Raw genomic sequence first — 11,958 nt, 5'->3', positions numbered from 1 at the left:
CACAAAGCATCCCCGTCATCGACCGATCTCGAAATCGCCGCAACGGGGAGAAAGCGGTCGTTCCGCGAGTAACAACCTAATGGCAGCCCTATGGCGCGACCATGACCTCCAGCATTGTCACCCGCGATGTCCGCTTCCGGGCGGAGGCAAAGGTTGCCTCTATGGTGGAGATGCGGCGCATTGCTGCTCGGCAGCCTAGGGCCGAAAGCGGACTGGCAGCTTCGGGCATCAAAAAACGATGGCAGACATTCAATCAGGTGGGATTGAAGTCTCTAACTGACCCTAGCGCGGACGTTCCCGCAATCAAACCGGAACGTCTCGAAGGGCTGGGAAGCTGACGTTGCCCTGCGGCAGAAGCCATCAAACATCGACTTTGCGCGGGATTTTCATGCCGCTGACACAGCGGCAATCGGGCCTCAAGTCAGAAAGAAAGCGGTCACCAACAACGCTGCCCTATTCGCATATTTGATCCTTTTGCCCGGCGGTGTCCGGCGCTATAATCAGCGATCGCTAAAATTAGGACGGAGCAGCTGTAGAACCAGAAAAGCGCCCGTCTTTGGGCCGGGGACCAACCATGGGAGGCAAAACATGCTCAGCGCCTTATGCAAGGCTTGCGCAGTGGTCCTTTTGTCAGGGAACTGTGCTTTCGCCCAATCGGATCTGATAGAGCCAAAGGCTGGAACGTGGAAGACGTGGGTGATCACGTCGGGCGAGGACTTTCGAGTCCCGCCCCCACCGGATACTTCCACAGCCGAGCTGGAGCGGCTCCGAGATATTATCGCAAAGAACGATGCGCAGGTCGCCGCGAAGATCACGTTCTGGGATGCCGGCTCGCCTGGCTATCGATGGATCGACCTGGTCAACGACCGCCTTCTCGAAGGCCGGCAGATTCCCAACGCGCACCGCGTCTATACCTATTTGACGATGGCGATGTACGACGCCACCATCGCCGCGTGGGATGCAAAGTACTTCTACAATCGCCCGCGCCCGAGCGAGGCGGATGCGACACTGGCGACTGCGCTGCCGCCGCCGCGGAGTCCCTCCTATCCATCCGAGCATGCCGCAGCCGCCGGAGCTGCCGCGACTGTTCTTTCTTATTTTTTTCCCGAAGAAACATCGTCGTTCAAGGCAATGGCCGAAGAAGCGGCTCAGTCGCGTGTCCTTGCCGGCGTCCAGTTCCCAAGCGATTCTTCCGCCGGCCTGGAGTTAGGGCGGAGGGTCGCAGAGCAGGTGATTGCGCGGGCAAAGGCCGATGGCTCCGATGCAGCGTGGGCCGGTACTGTTCCGACCGGGCCGTGCATGTGGGTCGGGAACAAACCCGCCAATGTAACCATGCCAAACTGGAAGCCGATCGTGCTGGCAGCACCCGATGAATTCAGGCCGCCAGCGCCGCCCGACTGCCAGTCCCCGGCCGTAAAGGCCGAGATGGATGCAATCCGGCAGTTTGAACGAAAATTCCCTAACAGCTACAAAGCGTTCTACTGGCAAAGCCCATCCGGCCTGTTCACCGACTGGTACGACTATGCCAGCAAGTGGATGTTCGAGGACAAGACGGATACGAACCCGCCGCGCGCCGCGCGGGCTTACGCGATGCTCGCAACGGTCTACTACGACGCCTACATTGCAAGCAACGACGGGAAGTACGCTTATTGGTACCTGCGCCCCCACATGCTTGATCCGAGCATCACTCCCCTGTTTGCGGTGCCGGCCCATCCCAGTTATCCGTCCAACCACTCCACTCTTTCAACTGCTCGATGCGAGGTCCTGGCATACCTGTTTCCCAGCCATGCGGAATTCATCCGCAAGGTTGGCAAAGAGGCCGGCGATTCGCGCGTCTGGGCCGGCATCCACTACGAGATGGACAACAAGGCCGGTGCCGCACTCGGCAAAGCGGTCGCGGAGAAATTCATCGAGCGGGCGAGAAAGGACGGAGCAGACTAGCGGAAGGAGAGGACACCTGCTCGACCCGTTCGGAACCTTCTTTGCCGATCGCCGGTCGAGGCCAAGGGTAGAACGGAACTTTGTTCGCCACGTATCAGAAAGTTGCGGGCCCCACGCGCCTTAATCTTCTGACGCTTTGTGGACCTGAGACGCAACAAGGCTTCCAAGTTGCCGTTCCCCTACGCCCCGATCCATAGATCCGCTTCGGAGTCGACTCGTGACATTGGCTGCGTCCGGCGCAAACGTCTGCAGGTGGCGCAACCGCGACCTCAGCGTGGCATCAGCAATATCCGCATGTGGTAGGCGGTCAAGTCGGTCGGAATGACCCGGCCATTCGCTACACGCAAGACATAGGTCGCCTCGGGGTCAAAATGGTATTCCGTTTCGAGTACCAAGCGTCAGGTTTTAACCACTAGGCGCGGTGGAATTTTCAAACTGACCCACCACCGTCCGTTGACCTGAGTGGCATCCGGCGGAATTGTGGCCTTCCCTGCAATTGCCGACAGGCCGGTTGAAGTCATGACCACTCGAGAGCGAGACCAACCGATGGCAGCCGACACTCCGCTCACCTTCGCGGTGCTGGTCTTCCCCGGCTTTCCGATGATGGCGTTCAGCTCGGTGATCGAGCCGCTGCGTGCCGCCAATGTGCTGGCAAAGCGGGACTGCTACCGCTGGATCATCGTCGGCGCCGCCGCAGGCCCGGTCGAGGCCTCGAACGGCGTCGTCATCCAGCCCGGCTTTTTTGCCGGCGATGCGCCGAAGGTCGACCGCATCGTCGTCTGCTCGGGCGGCGACGCCGACCATCTCGTCGCCGACGACGCGGTGATCTGGATCCGCAGGAGCCTGCGCGGCGGCGCTCATATCGGCGCGGTGGCGGATGCTGCCTTCTTTCTGGCCCGGGCCGGCCTGCTCGACGGCCATGCCTGCACCTTGCACTGGACGAGCCAGGCGGCGTTCACCGAGGCGTTTCCGGACATCGAGTTGAGGCGCGATCTCTACGTCATCGACCGCAAGCGCTTCACCTCGGCCGGCGGCGTCGGCAGCCTCGACATGATGCTGGAGATCATCACCAACGATTTTGGCGCCGAACTCGCGGCCGGCGTCGCCGAATGGTTCGTGCACAGCCCGCTGCGCTCCAGCGTCGACCGCAAGCTGATGCCGCTGCGTTTACGCACCGGCGTCCAGAACGAACTGGTGCTGTCGGCCATCGCCATCATGGAGGATGCGGTGGAGGAGCGGCTCGGCATGGCGGATCTGGCGGAAAAGCTCGGCGTCTCCTCCGACAAGCTCGAACGAAACTTCCGCTCCGAGCTCAGCATCTCGCCCAACGGCTATTACCGCCGCCTGCGGCTGAAACGCGCCGCCGACCTCCTGGCGCATTCGACGCTGATGGTGCGCGACGTGGCGCTCGCCTGCGGTTTTGCTTCGATGTCGAGCTTTGCCCGGGCATTTCGGGAGGAGCATGGCCATGCGCCGAAGGTGGCGCGCAGGCATTAGGGCGTGGTCGCACTAGGCGCGCCTTGCCGAGTTCCTTCCCACCCCCTCTGTCCTGCCGGACATCTCCCCCGCAAGGGGGGGAGATTGGCTGTTGCCCCCGTTTCGCCAATCTCGGACGTCGAAGAAGAGGCATAGCACGCGAAGCTGCCGATCTCCCCCCTTGCGGGTCCCTTGCGGGGGAGATGGCCGGCAGGCCAGAGGGGGGTGCTGTCCCTCCAGCGCCTCTGCGGCATCCCGCACAACATCTGCGGTATCCCGCACAGCCTCTGAACGACGCCTGGGTCATCTTCCCCGCTTCAGGAGGCACCCCATGAGCATTGTCGTGTTCGACCCCGACAGCACTGAGGACGTCGACTTCAAAGACCGCATGCGCCACCCGGCGGCGGCCGATCCGGCCGGCGGCATGTGGCTGTCCGACACCGAGCCGTCCTTCATCGATGCGGACGCGCTGCGCAAGGGGCGGCTGGCGAAGCTGCGCGACTGGATGCGCGAGGCCGGTTATGGCGCCGTCGTGCTGTTCGATCCCTATAACCAGCGCTACGCCACCGGCTCGCGCAACATGTTCGGTTATTTCCTACGCAACTCGACCCGCTACTTCTTCATCCCGACCGAAGGGCCGATCGTGCTGTTCGAATATCCGCAGAGCTATCATGTCTCGATGGTGCTCGACACGATCGACGAGGCGCGGCCGTCCAAGCTGGTGTGGTCTTCGGTGTCGGGCCGCGACGACGAAACCGCGGGTCCCTTCGCCGACGAAATCGCCGAACTGCTCAAGGCGCATGGCGGCGGCTCGATGAAGCTCGGCCTCGACCGCTGCGGCCATCTGCAGGCGCTGGCGCTGGAGAAGCGCGGCTGCGAGGTCCGGGATTGCCAGGGCGAGATCCTCGCCGTCCGGGCGGTCAAGACGCCCGAAGAAGTAAAGTGCCTGCAGGTGTCGATGGCCGGCGCCGAGGCCGCCGTCTATGCGGTGCGCGAGGCGATCAGGCCCGGCGTTTCCGAAAACGATCTGTTCGCCATCATGTATCACGAGGTGATCCGGCAAGGCGGCGAGTTCATCGAAACCCGGCTCTTGACCTCGGGCCAGCGCACCAACCCATGGTTCAACGAAGCCAGCGGCCGCAAGATCAGGCCGGGCGAACTTTTGGCGTTGGATACCGATACGATCGGCTGCTACGGCTATTATTCGGACTTCTCGCGCACCTTCCGCTGCGGCCCGGGCAAGCCGACGGATTATCAGAAATCGCTTTACCGCATGGCCCACGACCAGGTTCAGCACAACATCTCGATCGTGAAGCCGGGCATGGCGTTTCGCGAGATTGCCGAAAAGGCCTGGAAGATCCCGGACCGCTTCGTCGACCAGCGCTATACGTCTGTCATGCACGGCGTCGGCATGCACGGCGAGACGCCGTTCATCGCGCACGCCATGGACTACGAGACCTACGGCCGTGACGGTTTTGTCGTGCCCGGCATGGTGGTCAGCGTCGAGAGCTATATCGGCGAGAAAGGCGGCCGCGAGGGTGTCAAGCTCGAGGACGAGATCCTGGTCACGGAGACCGGCACCGAACTTCTGTCGCGCTTTCCCTATGAGGACGATTTTCTGGAGAAACAAGTTTGACGCTCGTTCCCTCGCACAGAAGTTTTGATAGCCGGATGCGTTTGACCGGTCGCACGCTTTGGCGACTGTCGCAAACACCCTTCGCTTCGTCATCCCAGGGTCTCCGCGACGGAGCTTCGCTCCTGCTTCGCCCTGGGATGACGAAGCTGGCTAGGCGTCAGCCAATCTCCACGGCTTGCGGTAGCCCACCGAAAGGAACAGCGTTGGCCGGGAAGGCAGGCGCGGTCGCATGAAAACGCACATTTCCATCAAACGCGGCACGGCTGCCGCGGTGTTCGTCGACCTCCAGGAGGAGCATCGGCAGGACAAGCGCTATCTGGTCGAAGGTTTCGCCGACATCCTCGCCAACGTCCAGCGCCTGCAGGCGGCGGCGCGGGCCAACGATGTGCTGCTCTACCATTCGGCCTATATCGTCGATCTCACCAGGGAGGCGCGGCGGTTCCATCCGGTCGATGCGAATGGCAGGTCGGCTTTCTCCGACAAGGACGATCCGCTGACGGCGATCTGTCCGGAAGTGGCGCCGGTCGCCGGCGAGATGATGCTGGTCAAGACCGAGGCCAGCGCCTTCGGTGCGGGCCCTGCCGCCGGCCGGCTCAAGGCCGAAGGGATCGAGTGGCTGGTCGTTGCCGGCGTATGGACCGAGGCCTGCATCGACGCCACCGTCAGGGATGCGGTGTCATCAGGCTTTCGGGTGCTGCTGGTCAAGGATGCGTGCGGCAGCGGCAGCACGGCAATGCACCAGACCGCCATCCTCAACCTTGCCAACCGGCTCTATGGCGGCGCCGTCACCACCACCGACGGCGCCTGCCGGCTGATGGCAGGCGAGACGGTCGATGCATGGCAGGTCGTGGGCTCGGTGCCTTTGCGCTTCACCTATGAAAACGCCGCCCGGCTATACGACGAACTCTGACGCTTCCAGGGTCCAGAAACAAGGGTCCGGAAGGATGGCCACGACTGTCGATCAGCCCGAAACAAAACGGGAAAAATACGCGACGCTGCTCGACCCGGCGCTGTGGACCTATATCGACCGGGTCAACGCATGGTATCCGCCCGAAATGGATCTGCCGGTCGACAAGCAGCGGGCGGTCTATGACGCGATGTGCCGGGCATTCCACGAAGGCACTCCCGCAGGTGTCGAAGCAAGCGACGGCACGGTTGTTGCCGGCGGCCATGCGGTCGCGATCCGGCACTACCAGCTGGCAGGCAAGGCGCCGCAAGCGATGGTCGTCTATTATCACGGTGGCGGCTTTGTGCTTGGCGGGCTCGACAGCCATGACGACATCTGCGCCGAGATCTGTGCCGGCACCGGCTTTGCGGTCTTATCCGCCGACTACCGGCTGGCGCCCGAACATCTGCATCCGGCCGCCTTCGACGATGCGCTGGCGGTGTTCGAATGGGCGGCGACAAGCGGGCTGCCGGTTGTGCTGTGCGGCGAGAGCGCCGGCGGCAATCTTGCCGCAGGGGTGGCGCACGCGGCGCGCCGACATCCTCGCGCCGCAATTGGCCAGGTGCTGGTCTACCCCGAGCTGGGCGGTGACGAGAGCGCCGGCTCCTATGTTGAGCACGCCGAGGCGCCGCTGCTCACCCTCAGCGACATCGAATTCTATCGCCAGGTCCGCTCCGGCAAGGCACAGTCGCCGGACGACCCGACCTTCCTGCCGCTGCACGACAGCGACTTCTCCGGCCTGCCGCCGACGGTCATCGTCACAGCGCAATGCGATCCGCTGTCATCGGACGGCGAGGCCTATCGCGACCGCATCCTTGCCGCCGGCGGCCGCGCCTGGTGGTACGAGGAGCAGCGCCTCGTGCACAGTTTCCTGCGCGCCCGCAAAACCGTGCCGCGGGCCGGCGAAGCGTTCACCCGCATCGTCGCCGCCATCGCCACGCTCGGCAAGGGCGACTGGTTGTAGGGAACCCGCGAAGGCCCCCTCATCCGGCCGCTTCGCGGCCACCTTCTCCCCGAGGGGAGAAGAGATCGCCCACGCCGGTGCCAGCCTCTTCTCCCCGCCGGGGAGAAGGTGGCCCGAAGGGCCGGATGAGGGGGCCTTACAAGCACCCCACTCCACCTCTGCGGAACAGCGCACAACAACTGCGGAAACCCGAACACTTCCCCGCTAAAACCCGCACTATCATTGCCCATGGCCAAAGGCGCCCGGCGGCCGCATCCGCCCCCGCGACGCGGTCGGCCGGGCGCCGACAGGGAGGATTCGACGATGAAGTTCATGTTGACCGACAGAGCGTTGCATCCGCAGGCCGAGCCCGTCGCCGCCGGCTTCAAAAAAGGCGGCATGAACCGGCGCGAATATCTCGCTACCATGGCAGCACTTGGCGTCAGCGCCGCCGGCGCGCTGGCGCTTGGCGGCCTCGCGCCCTCCCCGGCCCGGGCGCAGGAGCCGAAGCGCGGCGGCGTCTTGCGCGTCGCCATGAACGTCAAGGGCTGGAAGGACCCGCGCACCTTCGATGGCGTCGAAATGTCCAACGTCGCCCGCCAGTGCAACGAGTATCTGGTGCGCTGGAACCGCGATTTCACCTTCGAGCCGTGGCTGCTCGAGAGCTGGGAGACCAGCGACGACGCCCGCGTGCTGACGCTGCATGTCCGCAAGGGCATCACCTGGTCGAACGGCGACACCTTCAATGCCGACGATGTCGTCCACAATCTGACGCGCTGGTGCGATGCGAGCGTTGCCGGCAATTCGGTCGCCGAGCGCATGGGGGCGCTGGTCGACGCCGCCACCAAGAAACCCATCGACGGCGGCATCGAGCGCGTCGACGACTTTACCGTCCGGCTCAATCTGCCGAAGCCCGACATTTCGCTGATTGCCGGCATGACCGACTATCCGGCGCTGATCATGCATCGCAGCTACGATGGCGACGGCGATCCGCTGAAGGCGCTGGCGATCACCACGGGACCTTGCGAGCTGGTGGCATGGGACGCCGAAGTCGGCGCCGAGGTCCGCCGCAAGGACAAGCCGTGGTGGAAAGGCGACTTCTGGCTCGACGGCATCCAATGGGTCGACTACGGCTCCGATCCCAATGCGATGTTTTCGGCATTTGAATCGGGCGAGATCGACACCAACCACGAAACCGCCGCCGATACGGTTTCGCAAACCGATGCCATGGATCTGAGCAATTCGGAACTTGCAACCGGCTCGACCATCGTCGCGCGTTTCAACGTCGGCAATCCGCCCTATGACGACGTCAGGGTGCGGCGGGCCGCCCAGCTCGCCGTCGACAATGCCGCGATCCTGAAGATCGGCATGGACGACAGGGGCAAGCCGGCCGAGAACCACCATGTTGGGCCGATGCATACCGAATACGCCGATATCGGGCCGGCCGTCCGCGACGTCGACGAAGCCAAGGCGCTGCTTGCCGAGGCCGGCAAGTCCGACCACGAATACGACCTGATCTCCGTCGATGTCGACTGGCAGAAGAACACCGGCGACGCTATCGCCGCGCAGATGCGCGACGCCGGGCTGAAGGTCAAACGCACCGTGCTGCCGGCGGCGACGTTCTGGAACGACTGGAGCAAATATCCCTTCTCCTGCACCGAGTGGCTCGGCCGGCCGCTGGGCGTCCAGGTGCTGGCGCTGGCCTACAGATCGGGTGCTGCCTGGAACGAGGCCGCTTATGCCAATCCGGAGTTCGACGCCTTGCTCGACAAGGCGCTGGCCACACCCGACGCCGGCGAGCGCCGCGAGATCATGGCCAAGATCGAGCAGAACCTGCGCGACTCCGGCATCATCATCCAGCCCTATTGGCGCTCGGTTTACCGGACGTTCCGCAAGGGCGTGCATGGCTGCGAGCAGCACCAGTCGCTGGAGCAGCATTTCGACAAGGTTTGGCTCGAGGCGTGATAGCGGGTGCCGTCCCTCCAGCCTCTCAAGACCTGGGTTCCTCGCCCACGCGAAGCGGGGGAGAGGTGGCCGCGAAGCGGCCGGAGAGGGGGCTTTCGTAGAGCGCGGTTCCCCCCTCTCCGTCTCGGCTTCGCCGAGCCACCTCTCCCCCACTCTCGTGGGGGCGAGGAACCCAAGCTGGAATGAAGCCGCTTTCCCCCCAATCTCGGAGCATTGACGATCATCGCGCCACACGGATCAGCGAGCGGCGCCCGATTTTGAAATCTCCTGTCCGAGGCGCACCGATTCCCGCACCAGCAGGTCCGGATCCTCGCGCCGGGTGCGGTGATTGTTGATCGCCACACGCAATTTGGCATTCAGCAGTCGATTGCAACGGCCGCCAGCCATCGCTCAAGCGATGGACCAGAAGCCCTTGTGTGAGCTCCTGCTCGCCAGGAGTTAGGCTGCGACTTCCCGGATCGCTCGCGCAAAGACGGGCAAAGAGCGCTCCACCATGCCGTCGTTTGCAGTCAAACTGATCCGCAGACGTCCAGGCAATTGGGCGACGCTGCCGGGCAGCACCCAGACACCGTCAGTTGCGAGGCGTGCCGCGAAGGCCATGTCGTCCGGTATTGGGGAGCGTGGAATGAGATAGAAGGTACCTTCAGGCACCGGCAGGTCGTATCCCGCTGCCCTCAAGCCTTCGACCATGCGATCGCGGCGCCGCGCGAGGGCTGCGACATCTATGCTGAGCTTCTCGAGATCAGGCAGTGCCCGCTGCAGGGTACGGCCGGCGAAAGCCCAACCGTGCGAAACCTGCGCTATGTCGACAGCCTCGCGCAACAGTATGCGATCGGCCTCGGGCATGTCCGCCCCGAGTGCGAGCCAGCCCAGGCGCTCGCCGGGCGCGAGCAAGGTCTTGCCGAAGGAATAGGCGATCAGCGTGTGCGGGTAGCTCTCGGCCGGACTGATATGCGCATGGCCGTCAAACACCAGTCGCGCATAGGGCTCGTCGGCAAGGAGATAAATCACCTTGCCAAATCTTTCGGACGCGGCCGCGAGCTTGTCGGCGAGCGCGTCGAGTTGAGCGCGGGGAAAGATGCGGCCGGTCGGGTTGTGCGGCGTGTTGACCACCACCACGCGGGTGCGCGGGGTGATCGCTGCCTCAATCCTTTCGAGATCGAGGTCATAGGTTCCCGGTGCTAGGTCGACGGCGACGGGTGTCCCTGCCGCGCCGCGAATCTGGGCACCATAGGCGAACCAGCCGGGACGCGGATAGATGACCTCCTCTCCCACCTCGAGCACGGCGAGCAGCGCAGCCGCTATCGCGCCGAACCCTCCCGCGGTGATCGCAATGTCGTCTGGCTTGTAGTTCCGGCTTCGCGCCTGGCTGAGCGAACGGGCCACCGTTTCGCGCGCCAGCGCATCGTACTTTTTATAACCGAACCAGTGAACATCCTGTGGCTCGACGTGGCGGATCAATGCATCGACAAATCCACGCAACGGCGTTTCCTGCGGATTGCCGAACATGAAATCGCAGGCATCGGGCCCCAGGCCGTCGCCCTCCAGGACGTTTCGCGCAAAATCCATGACCGTGCGCATTTCCTCGGTGACGGCGAGCATCCGGCTGGACACGGTGGCGATTGGCACGACGCACTCCCCCTGCTGCAGGCGGCGCATGTCGAGCGTTTCTTCGAAAGCCATGCCGGAGGATCTTGACGTCGCGTCCATGGTGGTTTCTCCCTCTCCCGCTACTCGGCCGGGTACTGGCAGCCTGGCGTCGAGCGCGACAGCGCGATCTCCTCGGCGTCCATCTCGGCTTCGATGCCGTCGAACAGCGGCGTCGTCATGTAGCGTTCGCCGGTGTCGGGAAGCATGCACAGGATCACCGAGCCGGGTGTGGCTCTTTCGGCGATCTGGCGCGCCACCGCAAAACTGGCTCCGCCGGAAATGCCGGTGAAAATCCCTTCCTTTTGCGCCAGCGCCTTGGCCCATTTGATGCCCTCCGGCCCGGCAATCGGCACCACCTCGTCATAGAGGCTGGCGTCGACCGCCTCCTGCAGCACGTCCGGAATGAAATCCGGCGTCCAGCCCTGGATCGGGTGCGGCTCGAAGGCCGGATGGCTGGCGGCGGGTGCGCCGTCGGCGCCGCGCTCCTGCGCCTTGCCGCTGCCGATGAGCTGGGCATTGGCCGGCTCGGCCAGCACGATCCGGATCTCCGGACGCTCCCGGCGCAGCACGCGCCCGACACCGACGACGGTGCCGCCGGTTCCATAGCCGGTGACGAAGCAGTCGAGCCGCGATCCGGCGAAGTCGTTGATGATCTCGCGCGCCGTCGTCGCCTCGTGAATGGCGGCATTGGCTTTGGTCTCGAACTGGCGGGCCAGGAACCAGCCATTGGCCTCGGCGAGTTCCACCGCCTTGTTGTACATGCCAAAACCCTTCTGGGCGCGCGGCGTCAGCACCACCTTGGCGCCCAGCATGCGCATCAGCTTGCGGCGCTCGATGGAGAAACTGTCGGCCATCGTCACCACCAGCGGATAACCCTTCTGCGCGCAGACCATGGCCAGCCCGATGCCGGTGTTGCCGCTGGTCGCCTCGACGACGGTCTGGCCCGGCTTCAAGGCGCCGCTGCGCTCGCCCTCCTCGATGATGTTGAGCGCCAGCCGGTCTTTCACCGACGCCGCCGGATTGAAGAACTCGGCCTTCACATAGATCGTCACATGATCGGGGCCGAGATTGTTGACCCTGATCACCGGCGTATCGCCGACCGTGTCGATAATGCTGTCGAACAGGCGGCCGCGCCCGGCCGTGGTTCTGATTTTCTGTCGTTGCAACATGTCTGCTCTCCTCTTTTTGTTGTTGTCACGAGTTGTTGTTGTCACGAGCCGGTTACAAACCGGCGGCTTGGGCGGCGAGGTTTCGAGACCTTGCCGCAGTACGGTTGCTTTGCCGGCATGTGGCCCGGAAAAGGGCGATGCCAGCAGCCGGCGCGGAAATTCGTTGCCGGATGCACTCTATCGCTTTCGATGGTAGAACAGAGGACAACTGGCCAGCGTGGGAGCAAGCGTG

At 63.9% G+C, this 11,958-nt stretch carries 8 protein-coding genes; 6 read left to right on the top strand and 2 right to left on the bottom strand.

The window, feature by feature from the left end; all coding sequences use genetic code 11:
* The first annotated feature begins 696 nt into the window (after positions 1–696).
* From BQ8482_RS16925 to BQ8482_RS16895, 6 genes are all read left to right on the top strand, one after another.
* Positions 697–1,941 carry a phosphatase PAP2 family protein gene (locus tag BQ8482_RS16925; protein WP_244602847.1) on the top strand — a complete coding sequence of 415 codons (1,245 nt, stop codon included), beginning with the start codon at positions 697–699 and terminating at the stop codon, positions 1,939–1,941.
* A 519-nt stretch (positions 1,942–2,460) separates the two neighbouring features.
* Entirely contained in the window at positions 2,461–3,438 is a 978-nt protein-coding gene (locus BQ8482_RS16920; RefSeq protein WP_123148924.1) for a GlxA family transcriptional regulator, read from the top strand.
* Between the two features lie 310 nt (positions 3,439–3,748).
* Complete coding sequence (locus BQ8482_RS16910; RefSeq protein WP_123148690.1) at positions 3,749–5,053, top strand: M24 family metallopeptidase; 1,305 nt, start codon at positions 3,749–3,751, stop codon at positions 5,051–5,053.
* Positions 5,054–5,282: 229 nt separating this feature from the next.
* Positions 5,283–5,963, top strand: coding sequence for an isochorismatase family protein (locus BQ8482_RS16905; protein ID WP_123148689.1), 681 nt, complete (start codon positions 5,283–5,285; stop codon positions 5,961–5,963).
* Between the two features lie 34 nt (positions 5,964–5,997).
* Positions 5,998–6,963: an alpha/beta hydrolase gene (locus BQ8482_RS16900; RefSeq protein WP_123148688.1), complete on the top strand. Its 966-nt coding sequence runs from the start codon at positions 5,998–6,000 to the stop codon at positions 6,961–6,963.
* A 303-nt stretch (positions 6,964–7,266) separates the two neighbouring features.
* A complete protein-coding gene (locus BQ8482_RS16895) occupies positions 7,267–8,907 on the top strand; it encodes an ABC transporter substrate-binding protein (protein WP_123148923.1) in 1,641 nt (546 codons plus the stop codon).
* Between the two features lie 438 nt (positions 8,908–9,345).
* On the opposite strand, the gene BQ8482_RS16890 is transcribed toward BQ8482_RS16895, so the two are convergent.
* A complete protein-coding gene (locus BQ8482_RS16890; RefSeq protein WP_123148687.1) occupies positions 9,346–10,617 on the bottom strand; it encodes an aminotransferase class I/II-fold pyridoxal phosphate-dependent enzyme in 1,272 nt (423 codons plus the stop codon).
* A 20-nt stretch (positions 10,618–10,637) separates the two neighbouring features.
* Positions 10,638–11,726 (bottom strand): PLP-dependent cysteine synthase family protein, encoded by a 1,089-nt coding sequence (locus BQ8482_RS16885; protein ID WP_123148686.1) that lies wholly within the window; start codon positions 11,724–11,726, stop codon positions 10,638–10,640.
* Between the last annotated feature and the right edge of the window lie 232 nt (positions 11,727–11,958).

It is taken from the genome of Mesorhizobium delmotii (assembly GCF_900149755.1).
Taxonomy (GTDB): domain Bacteria; phylum Pseudomonadota; class Alphaproteobacteria; order Rhizobiales; family Rhizobiaceae; genus Mesorhizobium; species Mesorhizobium delmotii.
This window is presented reverse-complemented; position numbering and strand designations above follow the sequence as displayed.

Excerpts from the sequence above, each read along its gene's own strand:
- BQ8482_RS16885 (WP_123148686.1), bottom strand. The coding sequence starts at position 11,726 with ATGTTGCAACGACAGAAAATCAGAACCACGGCCGGGCGCGGCCGCCTG.
- BQ8482_RS16920 (WP_123148924.1), top strand. The coding sequence starts at position 2,461 with ATGACCACTCGAGAGCGAGACCAACCGATGGCAGCCGACACTCCGCTC.
- BQ8482_RS16890 (WP_123148687.1), bottom strand. The coding sequence starts at position 10,617 with ATGGACGCGACGTCAAGATCCTCCGGCATGGCTTTCGAAGAAACGCTC.
- BQ8482_RS16895 (WP_123148923.1), top strand. The coding sequence starts at position 7,267 with ATGAAGTTCATGTTGACCGACAGAGCGTTGCATCCGCAGGCCGAGCCC.
- BQ8482_RS16910 (WP_123148690.1), top strand. The coding sequence starts at position 3,749 with ATGAGCATTGTCGTGTTCGACCCCGACAGCACTGAGGACGTCGACTTC.
- BQ8482_RS16900 (WP_123148688.1), top strand. The coding sequence starts at position 5,998 with ATGGCCACGACTGTCGATCAGCCCGAAACAAAACGGGAAAAATACGCG.
- BQ8482_RS16905 (WP_123148689.1), top strand. The coding sequence starts at position 5,283 with ATGAAAACGCACATTTCCATCAAACGCGGCACGGCTGCCGCGGTGTTC.